The organism is Halomonas sp. SpR8 (assembly GCF_031010195.1).
Taxonomy (GTDB): Bacteria; Pseudomonadota; Gammaproteobacteria; order Pseudomonadales; family Halomonadaceae; genus Vreelandella.
Map to the genome: position 1 here is coordinate 56,020 of NZ_JAUAMC010000010.1, position 23,118 is coordinate 79,137.

The following is a 23,118-nucleotide window of genomic DNA, read 5'->3' on the forward strand; positions in this document are numbered from 1 at the left end:
ACGAACTTGTCAGAGGTACATTCCTGTGAATATCAACATGACGCTAATCGGGCAAACGATCGCCTTCGCGATCTTTGTCTGGTTTTGCACAAAGTATGTGTGGCCTCCGATCAGCAACGCTCTTCATGAGCGTCAGAAAAAAATTGCTGATGGCTTGGATGCAGCCAGCCGTGCTAACCGTGATCTTGAGCTTGCTCAAGAGCGGGCAGAACAGATGCTGCGTGAAAGCAAGGAGCAAGCTTCGCAAATACTTGAGCAGGCCAATAAGCGCTCTGCCCAGATAGTTGAAGAAGCCCGCGAGCAAGCCCGCGCCGAAGGCGAACGCCTAGTCGCGAGCGCACGTTCCGAGATCGAGCAAGAAGTTAATCGCGCAAAAGATGAGCTTCGTGCCCAGGTTTCTTATCTCGCCGTTTTAGGTGCCGAGCGTGTTCTTGAAGCGTCGGTCGACGAACAAGCCCATCGCAAGTTACTTGATGAGCTTGCTGCTGAACTGTAGGGAGGTGAATTATGGCGGAATTACTGACCGTCGCTCGTCCTTACGCTAAGGCAGCGTTTGAATACGCGCGTGATCATGAGACGCTTGATAGCTGGTCACAAGCACTGAGTTTTTTAAGCTTTGCGGTAGCAGATGATGTCGTGCGTCACCGATTAAACAGTCCAAAATTGAACAGCGATCAGAAAGTGTCGCTGCTCGTTGAGCTGATTCCAGAACAACAGGATGATGCTTTACAACGGTTTTTGGCTGTTTTAGCAGATCAGGGTCGCTTGATGGCGCTAAAACCAATCGCTGATCAGTTCGAGCACCTACGTGCCGAGCACGAAAAGCGTGTTGAAGTGAGCGTCACCTCTGCTTATAAGCTAACGGCCGCGCAGAAGACCAAGCTAGCAAGTGCGCTTAAGAAACGTCTGAATCGCGAAATCTCCATTACTACTCAAGTGGATAAGTCGCTTATTGGTGGTGTGATCCTACGTGCTGGGGATACCGTTATTGACGGGTCCGTACGTGGTCGATTGAACCGCCTTTCCGAAGCACTAACCGCTTGAGTCTGAGGGACATGGCATGCAGCAACTGAATCCTTCCGAGATCAGCGACATCATCAAGCAGCGAATTGAAAAGCTTGACGTCGCATCCGAAGCCCATAATCAGGGCACCATCGTCACTGTTTCCGACGGTATCGTGAAAATTCACGGCCTCGAAGACGCGATGTTCGGTGAAATGATTGAATTTCCCAACAGCATTTTTGGCATGGTACTTAACCTGGAGCGCGACTCCGTAGGTGCCGTTGTGCTGGGTGACTACCTACAGCTAGAAGAGGGCATGACCGCCAAGTGTACCGGTCGTATTCTCGAAGTGCCGGTAGGCCCTGAGCTGATTGGTCGTGTGGTCGATGCGCTGGGTAACCCCATCGATGGTAAAGGCGATATTAACGCTAAAATGACCGACGCCGTCGAGAAAGTAGCGCCGGGCGTTATTACCCGTCAATCGGTTGATGAGCCGATCCAAACCGGTTTGAAGTCTATCGACTCTATGGTACCGATCGGCCGCGGCCAGCGTGAGCTGATCATCGGTGACCGTCAGATTGGTAAGTCCGCCATTGCCATTGATGCGATCATCAACCAAAAAGGCAAAGGCGTGACCTGTGTCTACGTTGCCATTGGTCAGAAGCAGTCGACCATTGCCAACGTGGTGCGCAAGCTCGAAGAGCACGGCGCTATGGAGCACACTATTGTGGTTGCGGCCGGTGCTGCTGACCCGGCGCCGATGCAGTTCTTAGCACCTTACTCTGGCTGCACCATGGGCGAATACTTCCGTGACCGCGGCGAGAACGCGCTGATTGTGTATGACGATCTCTCTAAGCAGGCCGTTGCGTACCGTCAGGTATCGCTGCTGCTGCGTCGTCCGCCAGGCCGCGAAGCTTATCCCGGTGATGTGTTCTATCTCCACTCACGTCTACTTGAGCGTGCGGCAAGGGTTAACGTCGACTACGTTGAGAAATTCACCAACGGCGAAGTGAAAGGCAAAACCGGTTCCTTAACCGCACTGCCAATCATCGAAACCCAAGGTGGCGACGTTTCTGCGTTCGTACCGACCAACGTGATTTCGATCACCGATGGTCAGATCTTCCTGGAAACTAACCTGTTTAACTCCGGTATTCGTCCGGCGATTAACGCCGGTCTGTCAGTTTCTCGTGTGGGTGGTTCGGCGCAGACCAAAATTATCAAAAAGCTTGGCGGTAGCGTACGTCTGGCCCTGGCTCAGTACCGTGAGCTGGCGGCGTTCTCGCAGTTCGCCTCTGACCTTGATGAAGCCACGCGTAAGCAGCTTGAGCACGGTCAGCGTGTCACCGAGTTGATGAAGCAGAATCAGTACTCGCCGATGTCGGTAGCTGAAATGGCGCTTTCACTGTATGCCGCCAACGAAGGCTTCCTGGATGATGTTGAAGTCAACAAAGTGTTGGACTTTGAGCGTGCCCTGCACGACTACATGAAGTCTGAACACGTTGATTTGCTCGACAAAATCAATCAGACCGGCGACTACAACGGTGAGATTCAAGACGGCTTGAAGTCGGGTCTCGAGAAGTTCAAGGCGACTCAGAGCTGGTAATGTCTGGCCCGCCTGCGGGTGGGTTTGCATGCTTTCTGAGAGCCACGAACGAAGGGTAGATCGCTATGGCAGCTGCAAAAGAGATACGCACCCAGATCGGGAGCATTAAAAATACGCAGAAGATTACCAGCGCCATGGAAATGGTGGCTGCATCGAAAATGCGTAAAGCGCAAGATCTGATGAGAGCTGGTCAGCCTTACGCTCGGCAGATCCGTAATGTGGTCGGCCACATGGCTGACGCGAACCCCGAATACAAGCACGACTATATGGTCGAGCGTAGCGAGGTGAAGCGCGTTGGTTACATTGTGGTTTCCACGGATCGTGGTCTGTGCGGTGGCTTGAACCACAATCTTTTCAAAGCGTTACTCAAAGAAGCCGTGATTTGGAAAAAGCAGGGCGCTGAGCAGGATTTTTGCGCCCTTGGCGCCAAGGCCAGCACGTTTTTCCGTAACTACGGCGGCAATTTGGTCGCGGCGAAAAGTGGTTTAGGCGAAGCCCCCACGGTTGAGGGGTTGATCGGCAGTATCAAGGTCATGCTTGAAGCGTACGATGAAGGACGTCTTGACCGGCTTTACGTGGTGTACAACGAGTTTGTGAACACCATGACGCAAAAGCCAGTCGTTCGTCAGCTTCTTCCACTGTCGCCAGATATGGGCGCAGACGCTGAGCAAGACGACGAAAACGCCCGTCCCGGAAGTTGGGACTACCTGTATGAACCGGATGCCAAGGCGTTGCTTGATAGCCTGCTGGTTCGTTTCATCGAATCGCAGGTGTATCAGGCGGTAGTGGAAAACGGCGCTTGTGAGCAAGCTGCCCGAATGATCGCTATGAAAAGTGCCACTGACAACGCGGGCGGCCTGATCGACGATCTGGAGATGGTGTACAACAAGGCCCGTCAGGCCGCCATCACCCAGGAAATTTCTGAGATCGTCGGCGGCGCTGCTGCCGTATAACGCCTAGGGAGCCTATCTATTTAAAGAGGCTCCCGGCAGACAGGTTTCATTTGCAGGTTTTAGAGAGGAACCAAGATGAGCGGACGTATCGTACAAATCATCGGCGCGGTGATTGACGTAGAGTTTCCGCGGGACTCTGTGCCCAAGGTCTACGACGCGCTAAAGGTCTCTGATGTAGAGACGATCCTCGAAGTCCAGCAGCAGCTGGGCGACGGCGTGGTGCGCACCATTGCCATGGGCTCCACTGAGGGCTTGAAGCGTGGCATGGACACGACCAGCACAGGTGCCGCGATTTCCGTACCGGTAGGTAAGGAAACGCTGGGCCGTATTATGAACGTACTCGGTGAGCCGATTGACGAAGCGGGACCGATTGGCGAGCAAGAGCGTATGCCGATCCACCGTAAAGCGCCTGGCTATGCTGACCAAGCGGCGTCTAACGAGCTGCTGGAAACTGGTATTAAGGTTATCGACCTGGTCTGCCCGTTTGCTAAGGGTGGTAAAGTTGGTCTGTTTGGCGGCGCCGGTGTGGGTAAAACCGTTAATATGATGGAGCTTATCCGCAACATCGCCACCGAGCACAGCGGCTACTCAGTATTCGCCGGTGTAGGTGAGCGTACGCGTGAGGGTAACGACTTCTATCACGAAATGACCGAATCCAACGTTATCGATAAGGTATCGCTGGTATATGGTCAGATGAACGAGCCTCCGGGTAACCGTTTGCGCGTTGCGTTGACTGGCTTGACCATCGCTGAGAAATTCCGTGATGAAGGCCGCGACGTTCTGCTGTTCGTCGATAACATCTACCGTTACACCTTGGCCGGTACTGAAGTATCTGCACTGTTGGGACGTATGCCGTCAGCAGTAGGTTATCAGCCGACCCTGGCCGAAGAGATGGGCGTTCTGCAGGAGCGTATTACCTCGACGAAAACCGGTTCAATCACCTCTGTACAGGCCGTTTACGTGCCTGCGGATGACTTGACCGACCCGTCGCCGGCAACTACCTTCTCGCACCTGGACGCCACCGTGGTACTGGCGCGTTCTATCGCGGAATTGGGTATTTATCCTGCGATTGATCCGCTGGATTCTACGTCGCGTCAGCTAGATCCGCTGGTCGTCGGTGAAGAGCACTACGCCACTGCGCGCGGTGTGCAGAACGTGCTTCAGCGCTACAAAGAGCTTAAGGATATTATCGCCATTCTGGGTATGGATGAGCTGTCTGATGAAGATAAGCTGGCCGTATCTCGCGCGCGTAAAATCCAGCGCTTCTTGTCGCAGCCGTTCTTCGTGGCCGAAGTATTTACCGGTTCACCCGGTAAGTATGTCTCACTGAAAGACACGATCAGTGGCTTCCAGGGCATTCTTGCTGGCGAATACGACGAACTGCCGGAACAGGCCTTCTATATGGTCGGCTCCATCGACGAAGCCGTCGAGAAAGCCAATCAGATGAAGAAGTAATCCCGTCCATTAGGGGAATTCGCTATGGCGAATAGCTTTACTTGCAATATCGTCAGCGCTGAAGCATCGATCTTCTCAGGTACCGTTGAGCAGGTGATTGCTTCCGGGATTATGGGTGATCTGGGCATTTTGCCGGGTCACGCCCCGCTGCTGACCGAGCTTAAGCCGGGTCCGGTTCGCGTGATTCAAGATGGTGGCAAGGAAGAGAATTTCTATGTCTCGGGTGGCTTCATGGAAGTCCAGCCGGATGTGGTGACGATTCTGGCCGATGCTGCCTCGCGCGCCAGCGACCTCAATGAAGCTGCTGCCGAAGAAGCGCGTCAGCAGGCGCTGAAAGCCTTTAATGAGAAGTCAACGGAGCTTGATTATACTCGGGCTGCCGCTGAACTCGCCGAAGCCGTTGCTCAGTTGCGAACGATCCAGCAGCTGCGTAAAAAGGCGGGTAAAGGCTAACACTCACGCGTTTGGCGTGTGTCTAACGCCCCTTAAACCTGTCAGCAAAGGTTTAAGGGGCGTTTTTTGTTTGTCAGTACCTTACGTCAATATGATGGTTAGCAGCACGACGTTGTTTCGTGAAGGGGAGCGCCATGGCACTGAATGAAGAAAGCCTGCAGGAATTAAAAGCCGAACTACTTGAGGAGTTGGCCAAGGAAGCGCCGAGTAAATCGGTACTCTCTTTGCGTTTGGCCGAAACTCGCTCAGCGGATATCGGTGAAGTGCTTGAGGAGATGATTGAAGACGATGAAGAGCTGCCTGCTGCGCTCTCTCTGTTAGATATTTTGTCTGCTGAGCGTGCCGCTAACGTGCTGGGCTATTTACCCGGCGAGAGCCAGCTTGAGGTAGTCGGGCAACTGGATGACAGCCAGGTGCTCAAGCTGCTGGAAGAGATGGGCTCGGACGAACGCGCCGACCTATTCAATCTCCTCAATGAAGATCGCCGCGAAGCGCTGCTACGGCGTATGGCCCACCAAGAGCGCGAAGACCTAAAGCGGCTTGCCAGTTACGAAGAGGGTACCGCAGGCGCCATCATGACCTCTGACTATGTCTCCATAGCCAGTGGCATGACGGTGTCGCAAGCGATGATGCGGGTCCGTCAAACCGCGCCGGACGCGGAAACGGTCTACCAGCTGTATATCCTCGATAGTGACGGTCAACTGATCGGCACCATGTCACTGCGCCAACTGATGGTGGCGCGCCCCGGCGCCCTTGTCGATGACATTATGATCAAAGATGTTATCAGCGCTCGCGTGGATAAAGCTCAGGAAGATGTCGCGCGCATTGTCGCCAAGTACGATCTATTAGCCCTGCCGGTGATCGATGTCGAAGACCGTATGGTAGGGATCGTGACCCACGATGATGCCATGGACGTAGCTGAATCCGAGGCCACCGAGGATTTCCACAAGGGGATGTCGATCGGCCAGTTGGAAGATGGTGTGAGCCGGGTGAAGCTTTGGAGTCTCTATCGTAAACGGGTGTTTTGGCTGGTACTGCTGGTATTTGCCAACCTGTTTTCGGGCGCCGGGATTGCCTATTTCGAAGAGACGATTGCGGCGCAAGTGGCCCTGGTATTCTTTCTACCGCTATTGATCGGTAGTGGTGGTAATGCTGGCGCCCAGGCCGCTACGTTGATGGTGCGTGGCATGGCAACGGGCGATGTAGGCGTCAAAGATTGGGGCAAATTACTGGGCCGCGAGCTGCTGGTGGCGGGGGCGTTGGGTATTACCATGGCCATTGCAGTCACGCCGATTGGCATCATGCGCGGAGGTGAGGCGCTAGCGATGGTGGTTGCCTTGAGTATGGTCACCATCGTGCTGTTTGGTAGCCTGCTGGGGATGTGCCTGCCGTTTGTGCTCGAGCGTTTCAAAGTCGATCCTGCTACAGCGTCGGCGCCGCTGGTGACCACGCTGATCGATGCCTCTGGGGTAGTGATTTATTTCAGTATTGCCACCGCATTTTTATCGGGTATGTAAGACCGCTTTTTTGTATAAAACCTAGCGCATTGAGCTGCTGGCGGCGCGGGTGATGAACAGCACCTCGACATGGCCAAGCCACTCGATATCGCTAGCGAGCGCTTTTAGCTGGCTAGCGAGACACTGGGGTGGCTGGTTAACCGCGTCATCGATGATCAGCGAGACGGATACTTTGTCATCTAAATAGTGCAGCTGAAGCTCCTTCAAGGTGCGCCAAACAGGGTGCTTATACCAGCGTGCATCCAGGGCGGCTTCTACTTCTGGGCGCAGCGGCAGGCCGGGAAGGCGGCTGGGGTCGCCTGCACCGGCGTCGTCTTCGGGGTCAACGTGGAAGATCACATCGGTGAGCGCAGGAAATTCGTGACGCAGCCGGCGGCTGACTTCGTTACCAATTTCATGGGCTTCCGAGACGGTAATTTTAGGCCCAACCACCACGTGAAGATCGACCATCACCCAGCCGGCCGATTGGCGCGTGCGCAGGTCGTGGACGCTATCTACGCCGGGTACGCTGCATGCAACGTCATGCATTTGATCCTGTACATCTTCCGGCAGCGCGGTATCCACTAGTTCCCGGGCGGACTCCCACAACAAGTCCAAACCAACCTTGCCGACCAATAAGCCGACGATGATGGCGGCCACGGCGTCCAGCCAACCCAAACCAAACTGGGCGCCCACCAATGCCACCAGCACCACGGCGGTAGATAGTGCATCGCTGCGCGAGTGCCAGGCGTTGGCTTCGAGTAATTTAGACCTTACCCGCTTGGCGACGCGCATGGTGTAGCGAAAAATCCACTCTTTGCTAAACAACGCAATCACGGTAATCACGATTGCCAGTGCGCCAGGGGCGTTAACGTCGGCACCACTAAACAGGCGATCCAGGCTCGACCAGGCAATCGCGCCAGCCACGAAAATCAGCACGCTACCCAGTAGCAGCGTGGTCAGAGTTTCTATGCGCCCATGCCCATAATGGTGGTCTTTATCGGGTTCCTGGCGCCCATAGTGAATGGCCGCCAGAACAAAACCGTCGGTGACTAAATCAGACAGGGAGTGAATGCCATCGGCTATCAGTGCGGCGGAGCCAACCATAAAACCAATGGTGACTTTAACGATGCTCAGCAGGGCGTCCAACCACGCACCTATGTAGGTGACACGCTTGGCTTCCTGGCTAAGTCGCGCTTGGTCGTGAACCACTGGCGTTTCGATGGTCTGAGTCATGGGTACCTTGCAAGGGCGCACGCTTTTAATAGACGACCTATTGTAGCGCACTCCTTATGCTCCTCTACAGTCTTGACTGTTCTTCGTCAAAGCAATGGCGGACAATGAATTAGCGGATGTGTATCCTTTAGCGCCATTGCAAACTATCAAATTGTTTCTATGCACAGGGTTTTTTATGGATTGGCTCCAGGTGGTGGTGTTAGCGGTTGTTCAGGGAGTTTCAGAATTTTTGCCCGTTTCAAGCTCTGCTCACCTGATTTTGGTTCCCGTTCTGACAGATTGGCAAGATCAAGGCTTAGCTTTTGACGTGGCACTACACTTAGGCAGCCTCTCCGCGGTGATTATCTATTTCCGCCAGGAAATTTGGCAGATGGTGGTAAGCAGCTTGGCTGCAATCAGCGGTAAAGGGGTGAATGAAGACGCGCGGCTTGCCTTTTGGGTAACGCTGGCGACCATCCCCGTGGGGGTTGTTGGCTTGCTGCTGCACGACGTTATTTCTGGCTATATGCGTTCTACATTGATTATCGGCGTTAGCTTAATTGGTTTCGGTCTATTGTTAGGCTACGCCGACTGGCGCAAACGGGGAACGCGCAGCGAATACCAGTTGCGATTAAAGGATGTGCTGATTATTGGTGGTGCTCAAGCATTGGCGCTGATTCCCGGCACGTCGCGCTCGGGGATTACCATTACGGCGGCGCTCATGGTCGGGATGAGCCGAGAAGGGGCTTCGCGCTTCTCTTTCTTGTTATCGATTCCGGTGATTGTGCTGGCCGGTGGTTTGGAAGCCATAGGCCTTTTTAATGCGCCGCAGTCGGTCGACTGGGCCGCGATGCTATTGGGTACGCTACTGTCAGGGGTAAGTGCGTATTTATGTATTCACTACTTCCTGGTGATTATAAAAAAATTAGGCATGCAGCCCTTTGTGATTTATCGCGTGCTGTTTGGCGCCTGGCTGCTGTGGTTCTTTCATTTTTAAGAGCTCCGCTTTTAAGGGCTTCATTTTTAGGCAAGGCAACGATGAAAAAAATGATCGGTAAATTGCGTCATGGGCGCACGGCAAGGTGGGGGCGTGCTCTAGTCGTGATGGGCTCGCTGGTGGGGGCTGTGATGGGGATGACAGGCTGCTCAGAGAGCGATCGCCCGTTGGAACCACCGGTACGCTTTGAAGGAGATATTTTTGGTACCTTCTATCAGGTGACCATTATGGATCCGCTTACACAAGGCGAGTCCCTTGACCTGGAGGCGGGTTTCAAAGCAGAGCTGGAAGATGTTGATCAAGCGATGTCGACTTACCGGGATGATTCTGAGCTTATCGCGTTTAACGAGGCTCCGTTAGAGGAGTGGCAACCGCTCTCTAACGAACTTATTGAGGTGTTGGCGATTAGTCAGTCGGTGGCTGAAGCCAGTCACGGTGCCTTTGATATCACGGTGGGGGATCTGGTTAATCTATGGAGCTTTGGCCCTGGTGCACGGCCTGAAGAGGTGCCCGCTGATGATGTCCTGGCCGAGCAGCTTGCCCAGGTAGGCTTTGATGCAGTGGAGGTCGATACGCAAAATATGCAGGCACGGCGTACCCGCGATGTGTTTGTCGATCTTTCCGGCGTGGCAAAAGGCCATGCCACCGACCGGGTGGCGGCTTATTTAGATCAGCAAGGCATTGAGCACTATTTGGTCAATTTGGGTGGCGACCTGATCGCCCGCGGCCTGCGTGATGAAGAAGAGCAGACGCCCTGGCGCATTGGCATTGAAGTGCCTGAAGATGGCCAGCAGCGGGCACAGCATATTATTCCGCTGGAGAGTATGTCGGTGGCCACGTCGGGCGATTACCGACACTATTTTGAAGTCGACGGTAAGCGTTTCTCGCATACCATTGACCCGCGTACCGGGCGTCCAGTAACCCATCAAGTAGCGTCAACGTCTGTTTTCCACCCTTCCAACGCTTGGGCGGATGCCTGGGCGACGGCGTTGCTGGTCGTCGGCGAGCAAGATGCTATGCAGATGGCCATTGAGAATAATCTCAAGGCGCTCCTGCTGGTACGCGAAGGCGACCATTGGCGCAGCGTAGCGAGCCCTGAATTTGTAAATTATTTTGGTGAAGCGCTGGTTGAGGAGTTGGGCATTGATCAACTGCCAGGTTCTCAATTAACAGGTTCTCCATTACCAGGCTCTCCATTACCAGGCTCTCCATTACCAGGCTCTCCATTACCAGGCTCTCCATTACCAGCCTCGTCTCTGCAAACGAGCATGCCCGGCGAACAACCCGTAACAGGTGAATAATATGCAAGAACTGGATATCGTCATTCTCGCAGCGGGTAAAGGAACCCGCATGCGTTCGCAAACCCCCAAAGTATTGCACACCTTGGCGGGCAAGCCGATGGTACAGCACGTGCTGGAGACCGCTTCAGGCTTGCGCCCAGACCGCACCCATGTGGTTATTGGCCATGGCGCAGAACAGCTGCGTGAAGCGCTGGCTGAAAGTGGAGTGAACTTTGCCATTCAGACCGAGCAGAAAGGCACCGGGCACGCGGTGGCCCAAGCGCTTGAGCATCTGGGGAACGGCAAGGTCGCGATCCTTTACGGCGATGTACCGCTGTTACAGCGCGAATCGTTGCGCGAGCTGTTATCCCATGTGGATGAGCAACATATGGGGCTGCTGACGGTAACCCTTGATAACCCCACGGGCTATGGCCGGATTGTGCGCAACGACGCTGGTGATGCAGTAGCGATTGTTGAGCAAAAAGATGCCAACAGCGCTCAGCTTGCCATTACCGAGTGCAATACCGGCATTATGGCCATGACCAGCGCCCAGCTTAAGCGCTGGCTACCGCAGCTTTCCGCTGAAAATGCTCAGGGCGAGTACTATCTGACCGACGTCATTGCCATGGCGGCGGAGGAGGGAATTAAGGTATGTACCGCCCAGCCATCTACCGCCGTTGAGGTAGAAGGTGTGAACAATCGAGCGCAAATGGCTCGCCTTGAGCGCGCTTATCAACAGCAGCTAGCCGATAAACTGATGGAGCAGGGCGTCGCTCTTGCCGACCCTGCACGGCTCGATGTACGCGGGCGCTTAAGCTGTGGTCACGATGTATTTATCGATGTCGGCTGTGTGTTTGAAGGTGATGTTGAGCTAGGCGAAGGCGTGCGTATCGGCCCTTATTGCGTCATTAAAAATAGCACCATTGGGGCAGAAAGCGTGGTAGATACCCATAGCGTAATAGACGGCACGGTGGCAGCAGGTCTTAACCAGATTGGCCCGTTTGCGCGACTACGTCCGGGTACGCGGTTGGCGATAAAAGCCAAGGTGGGTAATTTTGTCGAAACCAAAAACGCCGATGTGGGCGAAGGTAGCAAAATTAATCACCTAAGCTACGTTGGCGATGCACGCTTAGGGCGAGATGTGAACGTGGGTGCTGGCACGATTACCTGTAATTACGATGGTGCCAATAAGCACCTGACTGAAATTGGTGATAATGCCTTCATCGGCTCTAACACCGCTCTGGTAGCTCCCGTTACGGTAGGTAAAGGTGCCACCGTAGGTGCCGGTTCTACGATTGCTAAAGATGTCACTGACTACGCCCTGGCGGTGACACGTGGTCGCCAGCTAGAAAAAATTGATTGGCTGCGGCCCAGCAAACGCTCAAAAGTGTAATGCTAAGAATTATTGAAAAGGTGTATTCATATTTTGTTGGTGCCGATTTACCGTTTTGCCAATGCTTGGTTGATCAGGCGTAGTAAGAAACACTAGTTAGTAACTCAGGAGAGTTGTTATGTGTGGCATCGTGGCCGCCGTTGCCCAGCGCAACGTCCAAGAAATTCTGTTAGAAGGACTGAAACGCCTGGAGTATCGCGGCTACGATTCGGCCGGTATGACAGTGTTCAGTGACGGCGTACTAACTCGCCACCGGGCGCTTGGCAAAGTCGCGGCGTTGGCGGCACAGCTGGAGGCCTCTGCACTACCGGGTTTTTCGGGTATCGCTCACACCCGCTGGGCCACTCACGGCAAACCCTCTGAGGCCAATGCCCATCCGCACCACAGTCGTGATCAGGTGGCCGTTGTCCATAACGGTATTATTGAGAACTACGAGCACATAAAAGATAGCTTGCAGCATAATGGTTACGCGTTCAGCTCCGAAACCGACACCGAGGTGATCGCTCACTTACTCGCTGAGAAGCTGAACGGTGGGCTTACTCTGTTTGCTGCTACACAGCAGATCGTTAACGGCTTAGGCGGTGCCTACGCGCTGGGGATAATGAGTGCTCAAGAGCCCGGCGTGGTGGTCGGTGCTCGCCAGGGCAGCCCGCTGGTCGTCGGTGTAGGTATTAACGAAGCCTTTTTAGCCTCCGATCCGCTGGCGCTGCTACCGGTAACAGATCGCTTTATTTACCTTGAAGAGGGCGATCTGGTCGAGCTGCGCGAGCAAGGTGCGATTCGCATTGTTGATCATCGTGGTAACGACGTTGAGCGTCCTATTCATACCTTTGAACACGGCGATGGTGCGGCGAGTAAAGGCGAATATCGCCACTATATGCTCAAGGAGATTTTTGAGCAGCCGAAAGTTATTGAGGCAGCACTAGAAGGCCGCTTAAGCGCCCAGAGCGTGTTAGTGGAGAGCTTTGGCCCAGAGGCTCAGGCGCTTTTCCAACGCACTCGGCAAGTGCATATTATCGCCTGTGGCACCAGCTACCATGCAGGGCTGGTGGCGCGATACTGGCTAGAGCGTTACGCAGGCGTACCGGTGCAGGTTGAGGTTGCCTCTGAATATCGCTATCGCCATCCGGTGGTGCCTGAAGGCACGCTCTTTGTCAGTCTCTCTCAGTCGGGTGAAACCGCCGATACGCTGGCCGCGCTACGCTTTGCGAAAACGCTGAACTATGTGGGATCGCTGGCGATCTGCAACGTGCCGGGGAGTTCGCTGGTCCGTGAGTCGGATATTACTCTAATGACCCGCGCAGGCCCCGAAATTGGTGTCGCCTCCACCAAAGCCTTTACCACTCAGTTGGTAGCGCTAATGCTGCTAACGCTATCCGTGAGTAAAGCCAAAGGCCACGCCGAATACCCAGATATCATTGCCGCGCTGCGCACGCTGCCTGAGGTGTGTCAGCGAGTGCTGGCGCTGGATAGCCAGATTGAAACGCTTTCCCAAGCATTTGCTGAAAAACAGCACGCGCTGTTTCTGGGGCGCGGTGCCCACTACCCGATTGCCCTGGAAGGGGCGCTTAAGCTTAAAGAGATCTCCTATATCCACGCCGAGGCCTATCCTGCCGGAGAACTAAAGCACGGTCCGCTGGCGCTGGTGGATAGCGAAATGCCGGTGATTTCGGTCGCACCCAACGATGATCTACTTGAAAAGCTGAAATCTAACCTTCAGGAAGTCCGCGCCCGCGGCGGCCAGTTGTTTGTGTTTGCTGATGAGAGTGTGGGTATCGATGCTCAGGAGGATATTCGCGTACTGACCCTGCCTCACGTTCACGAAGCGCTGGCACCGCTGCTGTATACGCTGCCGCTTCAGCTATTGAGTTACCACGTGGCGGTGCTGAAAGGCACCGATGTTGACCAGCCGCGCAATTTGGCCAAAAGCGTGACGGTGGAGTAATTAACGCGTTTACGCTTCAGCACGATTGAGCTCATAAAATTACTTTACAAGGTGCGGCAATAAGTCGCATCTTATGCGCAGCCGTTGCGTTGCAGCATGTCATTAGGGTGCTTATGATCGTGGCGGTCTTTCACTTCTCTGCCAGGATGACTCCATTATGAAACCACCAAACGTCCTCGCAACCCGGCATCCTGCTTGCCGGGTCGCTTGGCTGTTGATCGCCTGCTGTCTTTTTGTCTTTCCTTCCCTCTCTTATGCCGACGCTGGATCGCTTGATCTGACCCTTTCGCTTGCCGGTATCTCTTCTGTCGTGATCTTCGTTCTCGCCTATGCGTTGGTGATGAGTGAAGAGATACTGCATATGCGAAAATCTAAGCCCGTGCTGGTGGCCGCTGGGCTTATCTGGGGGATCGTCGCTTGGGTTTATGTGCAAGCGGGTTTGCCGCAAGAGTCGGAAATCGCCTTCCGTGAAACGCTGCTTGAATACGCCGAGCTGTTACTATTTTTGCTGGTTGCGATGACCTACATCAACGCCATGGAAGAGCGGCGGGTATTTGATGCGCTGCGCTCTTGGCTTGTGCGTAAAGGCTTCAGCTATCGCACTTTATTCTGGATTACCGGTGTCATGGCGTTTGGTATTTCAGCCATCGCTAACAATATGACCACCGCCATGCTGATGTGCGCTGTAGTGCTAAAAGTTGCAGAAGGCGATAAGAAGTTTATCGGCCTTTGCTGCGTCAACGTGGTGGTCGCCTCCAATGCGGGTGGTGCCTTCAGCCCATTTGGCGATATCACCACGCTAATGGTATGGCAGGCGGGCCAAATACCGTTTACCGGCTTCTTTGCGCTGCTGATTCCTGCGATCATTAATTTCATGGTGCCTTCAGTGATCATGAATTTCTTCATCGTTAATCGTCAGCCTGCCTCGCTGAAAGAGAACGTCTGGCTCAAGCGTGGCGCGCGGCGGATTATTGCGCTGTTTTTGATCACGGTGGCGATCTCGGTACTGTGTCACTCGGTTCTCTACTTACCACCTGCCATGGGCATGATGTTTGGTTTAGGTCTTCTGCAATTCTTTGGTTACTACCTACGCCGCAGCCTTCCGCGCTCGCTTGAACGTAAGCGGGAGCGCTACTCGCGCCGGGGCGATTGGAAGAAGCTGGAGCAATTGGGTAGCGTCGTGCCGTTTGATATTTTCAGTCGTATTGCGCGTTCGGAGTGGGACACGCTGTTATTCTTTTACGGGGTCGTTATGTGCGTGGGTGGGCTCGGGTTTATGGGTTATCTTAGCCTGCTTTCCGAAACGCTCTACGGTAGCTGGAATCCGGTGTGGGCGAACGTAGTGCTGGGGCTTATTTCAGCAGTAGTCGATAACATTCCGGTAATGTTTGCGGTGCTTTCCATGGCGCCGGATATGTCGGAAGGTAACTGGTTACTGATTACCTTAACCGCCGGCGTGGGGGGTAGTTTGCTTTCCATGGGCTCCGCTGCTGGGGTTGCGCTGATGGGCCAGGCCCGGGGGATCTATACCTTTGCCGTTCACCTTCGTTGGGTACCGGCGATATTGTTGGGCTATGCCGCTAGCATCGGGGCACACCTGTGGATCAATGCTTCTTTGTTCTAGAAAAATTTAGACGACCTGGGCTGCACAGTATCAGGTGAGCAAAACCTAAAACGCCCTTCACCGAGGAATCGGTGAAGGGCGTTGTTATGAATAGGCTAAGATTTTGAACGCTAAAGTTAAAGCGCTACAGGTCGTGGCCGGTAATGACTTGACAAATCTCCGCAAAGCTCTTCGCCCTGGGCACTACACTAATCTCTTTATCTACGGCACTCTGTATTTCGCTTGCTGAGATGAGGCCGCGAATTCTAAGTTCTTGGGTATCGTTTTGTTCAGTGATTAGAAGGTGTTGCTCGGTGAAGGCTTCCATCGATAACACTAAGTCTTCAATCGTCAGTGAGGCCAGTTGGGCGATGGGCATGGCGCTAAGCTTGTGCCACGGGGTCATGATCATTTCCGCCGTTATATCTTCACGAGAGAGATTGCGCTGCTGCATGGCTAAATTAATCCGCCGAGTGCCAATCATTTCTTTTGAAGTAATAATGCCAATACAGTGCGCCTGTTTATCCATAACGAACAGCATACGAACACCGCCGTGGCGCATCTTAAGGTGTGCCTCGTCGATGGGCGTGTCGGCTTTAACGGATTGTGGCATTACCTGTGAAAAGTCGGTAAGCACGGTCATTGCAGGGCTAGTCGGCAGCAGCCGCTTGGGTGCTGGCATGGCCAGTAGTGGCGTTGAGCTTAAATGAATTAATGGCTTCGGTGAAAAATTTACTTGGTTCATCGGGGGACCTCCTTGTGGAGAAAGGGTGAACCGTGGCTATCTGGTTCACTGTGTGACTCCACAGTTGCACGTAATTCTTATCGCAACCTTAAGAGATCTAAAAACGCTGCTTAAGAAGCTAATAAAATGCTATTCCTCTTGAAGTCGCTGCAGATAAATACATACCCGCAACCCGCCATTGGGGGCATCTTCAAGCTGAAGCTTGCCTTTGTGCCGTGTGACCAACCGCTCAACGATCGAAAGCCCTAACCCGGAACCTGCACTGGGGCCTGCACGCTGAAAGCGCTCAACCACTTTTTTGCGTTCGCTGATCGGTATACCTGGGCCTTGATCATCCACCGTTAATTGAAAACCTGATGACGTCGCCGTTAGCGTGATACTGATCGCGCTTTGATGGGGGGAGTGCTGAATGGCATTGCCGACCAGATTTTGTATTAGGGTTTCTATGCCGCCGGGTTCTTCCAGCATTAACCAATCAGTCTGCTCATCTGCATTTAGCAGTAGCTGTTGGTCCCGCTCTGCAGCCAGTGGTGAAAGCTTGGCCAACGTCTCACGTACCTCACTGAGTAGGTTGCTGGTGCGGTACTCAGGCTGCGACTCCTCTTCGGGCTCCAGGCGCGCCAACGTTAATAGCTGGGTAACTAAACGCGTAGAGCGGGCAACGCCGCCGCGAAGATGGCTTAACGCTTCGCGACGATCGTCAGGGTTATCGGCGGTTAAGGCATTCTGTGCGTGTAGATCAAGTACCGCTAGGGGGGTGCGTAGTTCATGGGCGGCATCGGCAATAAAGCGCTTTTCGCGTATCCGCATCAGCCTAATTCGCTCTAATAACCGGTTGAGCGCGCCGGCGATGGTGCCTAACTCCTGAGGCAGCGGGCTAAGGGTTAAGGGCTGTAAATTGTGTGGATCGCGACTTCGAATCTGCTCCGCCATACGCGAAAGCGGGGCCAAGCCCCAGCCAATCGACCACCATAGCAGGGCGGTGAGTAGCGGTAGGCCTATCAGATCGGGCATCAGAGTACGCAGAGCCACTGCTCTTATAACGTCGCCGCGCACATCTTCACGCTCGCTGACGATAATTCGCTGGCTGGAATCAGTGACGTTGAGTACGTATATACGCCATTCGTGCCCGCCAATATGTTGACTAGTAAAGCCGGAAGGGAGCTCTGCCATTGGTGCGACGGGGGCGTTGGCAGAGCGCAGCAGCAGGTGATCCTGTTGCCATAGTTGAAAGGCCAGTTTGCTGTCATCACGGTGTTGTGCAAAGCGCTGGTCGGATTGCACGGCCCGCTCTAACGCGTTTTCCACACTGTTGATCAGCACGCTGCGCGCCTCTTCCGGGATAGGCGCTTGCAGTATGCCCTCGAGTAGACGTGCGTTCTGGGCCAAGCTGGCATCGTATAACGTTTCAATTTCATGGGCTGCATAGCGGTAGCTGATAAAACCAATCACCAGCATACTAATGCCAAACACTAGCAGCGCTAGTCCAAGCGTGCGTTGGCGGATAGAGGTCATGAGTGCTCATCCTGATCGGCTTTATCCATTACGTAACCGATGCCGCGCAGCGTACGAATAAGCTGAGGAAAAAATTTGCGCCGTAGATGGTGCACGTGAACCTCAATCGCGTTGCTCTCTACATCTTCATCCCAGCCATAAACCAAGCGCGTTAATGTATCGCGGGTAAACACGCGCCCCGGGTGACTCATAAACTCTTGTAATAGGGTCAGTTCACGCCGTGACAGTTCAACAGGCTGATGCTGATAGGTGACCCGCATGGTTAGTGGATCCAGCCGTATACCGCGACACTCCAGAGCACTGCTCACTTGATCACTACTGCGTCGCAATAGAGCGCGCAGGCGTGCTTTTAATTCGGCGACTTCAAATGGCTTGGTTAAATAGTCATCGGCCCCCGCGTCTAACCCGTCAATGCGTTCATCGACCGCGTCGCGAGCGGTTAACACGAGAATAGGCACACGATTACCCTGTCGCCGCACAGCCTCAAGTACCTGCATTCCATCCATACGCGGCAGTCCCAAATCGAGAATGACCGCATCAAACGGCTCGCCTTCCTTCAATGTCGCCAAGGCGGTGATACCATCGCTCAAATGATCCACCGTGTAATGTTCGGGTTTTAAGGCTAGGCGAATGCCTGAGGCTAAGCTGGGGTCGTCTTCTACCAACAGAATACGCATGTCGTCGTGGGCTCTCCGCTGGGCTAATGGTCGTCACGTCACTTAAAAGAGTGGCGTGCAAAGGTTTAGGCCGTCAGGATGGTGGTTATAAATTATAGGCCAATAACGTAGCACGCTTTGTTACTCCGCTGAGTTCTGGAGGTGGTTGAACCGCATCGGTACTCCATAGCTGTGTTTATTAGTGTGGAAAGGCGATAACAACAAGTGAAGAGCCAAAATAAGGCATCAATAGTCGCGGTTATATGCAATAGGCGCGCTTAGTAGCATTTTCTTGCGCTTTGCGTTGCCGTTATACTAGCCCTAATTCGCACGTCTTGGCGTCTCGGCTGCGCATCGTCGTTGGTGGCGCTGCCGCGAACAGGGGTTAAGAACAAACGTTTAATGACAATACTAAGAGGTGGTGAGAGTGAAAGCTAAGCTGATCATGAGCGGGCTGGCGGCCCTCGGCATCATGGCGGGCACATCCAGTGTTTATGCCCAAGATGATGCCGCACGTGATGCGATTGCCGAGCGTTTAGCGCCGGTAGGGCAACTCTGTTTACAAGGCGAGGACTGTGGCACCGCAGCGGCACCGGCAGGCGATAGCGCTAGCAGTGGCGGTGATATCGACGGCGAAGGCATTTACGGTAATGTGTGTAGCGCCTGCCACGACTCTGGTGCTGCTGGTGCGCCTATTCGCGGCGATGAAGCGGCCTGGGCCGAGCGAACTGAACAAGGTTTTGCCACGCTGCTAGAGCACTCTATTAACGGTATTGGCGCAATGCCCGCTCGTGGCGGTAACCCCAACCTCTCAGATGAAGAGATGGAAGCGGCAACTGCCTATATGGTTGAGCCGGTTATGGATGTCCCTGAACTGGAAGGTGGCGACGAGGCAACGGCTGAAGACGAAGAAGCCACTGATGAAGCCGCTACTGCAGAGACAGCGGCCTCTGAAGATGAAGCGGCTAGCGAAGAAGAAACCGCTGCTAATGATGACGCTGCCGGTGGAGAAGACGCGGCGGCTAGTGAAGACGAGAGTGGTGGTAGCGATTTAGATGGTGCATCACTCTATGCAAGCTCTGGCTGTGCAGCATGCCACGATAGCGGCGTTGCAGGAGCACCGGCGATGGGCGATGCGGATGCCTGGGCTGAGCGTTTAGAAAAAGGTGCTGATGAGCTCTACGCCAGCGCCATTAACGGCATCGGTGCCATGCCCGCGAAAGGCGGTAACCCTAACCTTTCAGATGAAAAAGTCGTGGCGATTGTCGATCACATGATGGCTGAAGCTGAATAAGTCAAAACCTTATTTGCTCAGCTAATAGAGATGTTGAACTATCTTATCCACAGGGAGTTTTTACTGGCACCCTGTGGATACTATTTTTTATAGCCTCAGTTCTGCCCTTTATCCCAATAGCGAACGCAGCCCCGCAATGGCATCTTTGCCGCGGGCCTGTTTCTTATCCGGATCCTCTTTATCCGCACGACCTTCCCACTCCAAATCCCCCCCAGGCAGTTCGTCCAAAAAACGGCTCGGCTGGCAGTCCATCAGTTCACCGTAGGCTTTACGCTGGCGGGCGAGCGTCAGCGTTAGCGTGCGCCGCGCCCGGGTAATGCCCACATAGGCCAAGCGTCGCTCCTCCTCCACGGTGCCTACTTCAATGGCGTTGCGGTGAGGCAGTAGGTCTTCCTCAAGTCCCATCAAATAAACGTGGGGGAACTCGAGACCTTTAGAGGCGTGCATGGTGAGCAGCTGCACTCTATCCGAGTCATCCTCTTCCGCCTGCTGTTCCAGAATATCGCGCAGTACCAGGCGTGAAATCGCCGCTTCCACACCGTCGGTTTCCGTATCGGTGGAGTCAGTATCGTCTTCTGGTTCGCGGTTAAGCGATTTTTCTAACTGATCGATCAAAATCCACACATTGGCCATACGCCGTTCAGCAACGGTGGGCGCGCTGGCGTTTTGGTACAGCCAGGCCTCGTAATCCATATCCCGCAGCATGTCGCGTATGGCGGCAATCGCATCGCCCTGATCCATGCGCTTGCGCACGCCGTCGATAAAATGGGTAAAGCGGCTTAAGCGCTCAGTCGCTCGGGTTGGCAATACTTGCTCTAATCCAAGTTCGTGGCAGGCGGCAAACAGTGAAATTGAGCGCTCAGTCGCATAGTTGGCAAGCTTTTCGACGGTGCCGGGGCCCACTTCCCTGCGCGGCACGTTCACTATGCGCAAAAAGGCGTTGTCGTCGGCGGGGTTAATCAGCAGACGCAGGTAAGCCATGGTGTCTTTAATCTCGTTGCGCGAGAAAAACGACGTACCGCCGGAGAGCTTGTAAGGAATCTGATAGTGCTGCAGCTTGAGCTCTAACAGTCGCGCCTGGAAGTTGCCGCGATAAAGCACCGCAAAGTCGCGCCACTCGGACTTTTCCTTGATCCGCCGGGTGAGCATTTCGCTGGCCACCCGCTCGGACTCCGCCTCTTCGTGACGATTGACGATCACCCGGATGGGCGCGCCGTCGCCCATATCGGACCACAGCGTTTTCTCATAGACGTGGGGGTTATTGGCGATCAGCGTGTTGGCGGCGCGCAATATGGTGGCAGTAGAGCGGTAGTTCTGCTCCAGCTTGATCACTTTCAGGCGCGGAAAATCTTCCCCCAGGGTAATCAGGTTTTCAGGCCGCGCGCCACGCCAGGCGTAAATCGACTGGTCATCGTCACCCACCACGGTAAAGGTGGAGCGCTCCGCCATCAGCAGCTTCACCAGCAGGTACTGGGAAACGTTGGTGTCCTGATACTCATCCACCAGCATATAGTGGATTTTGCGCCGCCAGCGCTCTAGCGCCTCAGTATCATTTTGTAGCAATACCACGGGTAGCAGAATCAGATCGTCAAAATCCACCGCGTTGTAAGCTTTTAAGTGGCGCACGTAGGCTTCGTATACCCGAGCGGCGAAGTGCTCATCGTCATCCGAGGCAAACGAAAGCGCATCGCTGGGCAGTACTAAATCGTTCTTCCAGGTGGAGATTTTGCTCTGCACGGCGTTGATCTGCTCGGCATCCACCTGGGCGTCTTTGTTCATCAAATCCCGCAGCAGCGCCTTGGCGTCTTCCGGATCAAACAGCGAAAAGCCCGGCTTGTAGCCAAGGGTTTTAAGCTCGCCGCGGATAATATTCAGCCCTAAGGTGTGGAAGGTGGAGACCGTCAGCCCGTGGCCCTCTTTGCCGTGGAGCATCTGGCCGACGCGCTCTTTCATCTCCCTGGCGGCTTTGTTGGTAAAGGTCACTGCGGCGATCCTGCGTGCGCTCATTCCACACTCTTGAACCAGGTAGGCAATTTTGGTGGTAATCACGCTGGTTTTACCCGAACCTGCGCCCGCTAATACCAGGCAAGGGCCATCGATATAGCGCACCGCTTCCTGCTGGCGCGGGTTTAGCCCTTTAATGCGGCTAAGAATGCTCTTGGGCGTGGCAGGCGTCATGGCGTGGGTGATCCTCTGCGAGTGTTGCTAGTCGGTTTCAAGTACGGTTTCAAGTACAATCAGCCGCTTGGCGAATGCATGATAAACAGGCAGGTGGCGATGTTTGAAGTAGCGCTTTTTGAACCGCGTATGGCGCCCAATACGGGCAATATCATGCGCTTGGTAGCCAATAACGGCTGTCGTTTGCACCTGATTGAACCGCTGGGCTTCGACCTGGAAGAGAAAAAACTGCGTCGCGCCGGGCTCGATTATCGCGACTTGGCCAACGTCACTCGCCACGCGGATTTTAGTGCCTTTCAACAGGCGATGCAGGGGCGGCGCATCTGGGCAATCACCACTAAAGGTACGCGCAGCTACAGCGATGCCGACTTCGCCCCCGGCGATGTGCTGCTGTTTGGCTCGGAAACCGCCGGGCTTTCACCCCAGGTGCATGAAGCGCTCCCAGCAGAGCACAAACTGCGCCTGCCCATGCAGCCCAACAACCGTAGCTTGAACCTCTCCAACGCTGTGGCTATTGTGAGCTACGAGGCGTGGCGCCAGCAAGGTTTTGCTGGCGCAGGTTCGATCTAATCAGTTAGCAATCCCGTAGCGGTCTCGATACGCCCTGATCGCTTCGGCATAGGCGAGCATTTCGCCACCGGCATGCTCTTCAAGGTAAGTGAGCACTTGCTCTAAGGTGACGATACTGACCACCGGCATACCGTACTGGGCCTGTACTTCCTGAATGGCGCTCTGCTCGCCCTGACCGCGCTCCTGACGATCTAGGGCGATAATAACGCCCGCGGCGCGGGCACCGCTCTGTTCAATCAATGTCATCACTTCGCGAATCGCGGTGCCCGCAGTGATGACGTCATCAATAATCAGAATATCGCCAGAAAGCGGTGCACCAACAATATTGCCGCCTTCACCGTGGGTTTTGGCCTCTTTGCGGTTAAAGGCGTAGGGCATATCCCGGTCGTGATGGTCGGCCAAGGCCGCCGCCGTGACAGCTGCCAGCGGAATGCCCTTGTACGCCGGGCCAAACAGCACATCGGCATTTAAGTCGCTATCGACAATCGCCTGAGCGTAAAAACGCCCGAGCTTGGCCAGTGCGCGCCCGGTTTGAAACAGCCCGGCGTTGAAAAAGTAGGGGCTAACGCGGCCAGATTTCAGCGTAAACTCGCCAAACTTAAGCACGCCTTGCTCAATGGCAAAGGCAATGAAATCGCGCTGGTAGGGTTGTAGAGTGGTGGCCACGGCTTTCCTCACTAGGCGGTAGGTTTAAATCTGTACAAAAGCAACAATATAAGCAGGGTAAATAGCAAGTTTTAGTCGCTGCCTTTACCCAAACGTCTA

General features: G+C 54.3%; 20 protein-coding genes. 14 read left to right on the forward strand and 6 right to left on the reverse strand.

The features are described from left to right. Positions 1-25: 25 nt before the first annotated feature. From QT230_RS17810 to mgtE, 7 genes are all read left to right on the forward strand, one after another. Positions 26-496: a F0F1 ATP synthase subunit B gene (locus QT230_RS17810; RefSeq protein ID WP_308323504.1), complete on the forward strand. Its 471-nt coding sequence runs from the start codon at positions 26-28 to the stop codon at positions 494-496. A gap of 11 nt (positions 497-507) precedes the next feature. After that, positions 508-1,044 carry a F0F1 ATP synthase subunit delta gene (locus QT230_RS17815; RefSeq protein WP_308323505.1) on the forward strand — a complete coding sequence of 179 codons (537 nt, stop codon included), beginning with the start codon at positions 508-510 and terminating at the stop codon, positions 1,042-1,044. Between the two features lie 16 nt (positions 1,045-1,060). After that, entirely contained in the window at positions 1,061-2,605 is a 1,545-nt protein-coding gene (gene atpA, locus QT230_RS17820; RefSeq protein ID WP_308323506.1) for a F0F1 ATP synthase subunit alpha, read from the forward strand. 65 nt (positions 2,606-2,670) lie between these two features. Next, entirely contained in the window at positions 2,671-3,558 is an 888-nt protein-coding gene (gene atpG, locus QT230_RS17825; RefSeq protein WP_308323507.1) for a F0F1 ATP synthase subunit gamma, read from the forward strand. Between the two features lie 75 nt (positions 3,559-3,633). Next, complete coding sequence (gene atpD / locus QT230_RS17830) at positions 3,634-5,013, forward strand: F0F1 ATP synthase subunit beta (RefSeq protein WP_308323508.1); 1,380 nt, start codon at positions 3,634-3,636, stop codon at positions 5,011-5,013. Positions 5,014-5,037: 24 nt separating this feature from the next. Continuing rightward, positions 5,038-5,466 (forward strand): F0F1 ATP synthase subunit epsilon, encoded by a 429-nt coding sequence (locus tag QT230_RS17835; protein WP_308323509.1) that lies wholly within the window; start codon positions 5,038-5,040, stop codon positions 5,464-5,466. Positions 5,467-5,600: 134 nt separating this feature from the next. Continuing rightward, positions 5,601-6,983, forward strand: a complete 1,383-nt coding sequence (gene mgtE / locus QT230_RS17840) for a magnesium transporter (RefSeq protein WP_308323510.1) — start codon at positions 5,601-5,603, stop codon at positions 6,981-6,983. A gap of 21 nt (positions 6,984-7,004) precedes the next feature. Here the strand turns inward: mgtE and QT230_RS17845 are convergent, their stop codons facing one another. Beyond that, the gene (locus QT230_RS17845; protein ID WP_308323511.1) at positions 7,005-8,198 is read right to left on the reverse strand and encodes a cation diffusion facilitator family transporter; all 1,194 of its coding nucleotides are present in this window, start codon (positions 8,196-8,198) and stop codon (positions 7,005-7,007) included. 175 nt (positions 8,199-8,373) lie between these two features. On the opposite strand from QT230_RS17845, the gene QT230_RS17850 reads away from it, so the two are divergent. From QT230_RS17850 to nhaD, 5 genes are all read left to right on the forward strand, one after another. Further along, a complete protein-coding gene (locus tag QT230_RS17850; RefSeq protein WP_308323512.1) occupies positions 8,374-9,174 on the forward strand; it encodes an undecaprenyl-diphosphate phosphatase in 801 nt (266 codons plus the stop codon). Positions 9,175-9,281: 107 nt separating this feature from the next. Then, positions 9,282-10,475, forward strand: a complete 1,194-nt coding sequence (locus QT230_RS17855; protein WP_374694481.1) for an FAD:protein FMN transferase — start codon at positions 9,282-9,284, stop codon at positions 10,473-10,475. A gap of 1 nt (position 10,476) precedes the next feature. Next, entirely contained in the window at positions 10,477-11,847 is a 1,371-nt protein-coding gene (gene glmU / locus QT230_RS17860; RefSeq protein WP_308323513.1) for a bifunctional UDP-N-acetylglucosamine diphosphorylase/glucosamine-1-phosphate N-acetyltransferase GlmU, read from the forward strand. A 118-nt stretch (positions 11,848-11,965) separates the two neighbouring features. Further along, positions 11,966-13,792 carry a glutamine--fructose-6-phosphate transaminase (isomerizing) gene (gene glmS / locus QT230_RS17865; RefSeq protein ID WP_308323514.1) on the forward strand — a complete coding sequence of 609 codons (1,827 nt, stop codon included), beginning with the start codon at positions 11,966-11,968 and terminating at the stop codon, positions 13,790-13,792. Positions 13,793-13,949: 157 nt separating this feature from the next. Continuing rightward, positions 13,950-15,416, forward strand: a complete 1,467-nt coding sequence (nhaD, locus tag QT230_RS17870) for a sodium:proton antiporter NhaD (protein WP_308323515.1) — start codon at positions 13,950-13,952, stop codon at positions 15,414-15,416. Positions 15,417-15,540: 124 nt separating this feature from the next. On the opposite strand, the gene QT230_RS17875 is transcribed toward nhaD, so the two are convergent. The 3 genes from QT230_RS17875 to QT230_RS17885 all read right to left on the reverse strand — a co-directional run bounded on the left by QT230_RS17875 (position 15,541) and on the right by QT230_RS17885 (position 18,332). Next, positions 15,541-16,140 (reverse strand): CBS domain-containing protein, encoded by a 600-nt coding sequence (locus QT230_RS17875; protein WP_308323516.1) that lies wholly within the window; start codon positions 16,138-16,140, stop codon positions 15,541-15,543. A 129-nt stretch (positions 16,141-16,269) separates the two neighbouring features. Beyond that, positions 16,270-17,655 (reverse strand): ATP-binding protein, encoded by a 1,386-nt coding sequence (locus tag QT230_RS17880; protein ID WP_308323517.1) that lies wholly within the window; start codon positions 17,653-17,655, stop codon positions 16,270-16,272. Continuing rightward, entirely contained in the window at positions 17,652-18,332 is a 681-nt protein-coding gene (locus QT230_RS17885) for a response regulator transcription factor (RefSeq protein WP_308323518.1), read from the reverse strand. Before QT230_RS17885 ends, QT230_RS17880 begins: the two co-directional genes overlap by 4 nt. 406 nt (positions 18,333-18,738) lie before the next feature. On the opposite strand from QT230_RS17885, the gene QT230_RS17890 reads away from it, so the two are divergent. Next, the gene (locus tag QT230_RS17890) at positions 18,739-19,605 is read left to right on the forward strand and encodes a c-type cytochrome (RefSeq protein WP_308323519.1); all 867 of its coding nucleotides are present in this window, start codon (positions 18,739-18,741) and stop codon (positions 19,603-19,605) included. 108 nt (positions 19,606-19,713) lie between these two features. Here the strand turns inward: QT230_RS17890 and rep are convergent, their stop codons facing one another. Beyond that, positions 19,714-21,783, reverse strand: a complete 2,070-nt coding sequence (gene rep / locus QT230_RS17895) for a DNA helicase Rep (RefSeq protein WP_308323520.1) — start codon at positions 21,781-21,783, stop codon at positions 19,714-19,716. A gap of 99 nt (positions 21,784-21,882) precedes the next feature. On the opposite strand from rep, the gene QT230_RS17900 reads away from it, so the two are divergent. Then, positions 21,883-22,353: a tRNA (cytidine(34)-2'-O)-methyltransferase gene (locus QT230_RS17900; RefSeq protein WP_308323573.1), complete on the forward strand. Its 471-nt coding sequence runs from the start codon at positions 21,883-21,885 to the stop codon at positions 22,351-22,353. Here the strand turns inward: QT230_RS17900 and pyrE are convergent, their stop codons facing one another. Continuing rightward, entirely contained in the window at positions 22,354-23,019 is a 666-nt protein-coding gene (pyrE, locus tag QT230_RS17905; RefSeq protein ID WP_308323521.1) for an orotate phosphoribosyltransferase, read from the reverse strand. Positions 23,020-23,118: the final 99 nt, after the last annotated feature.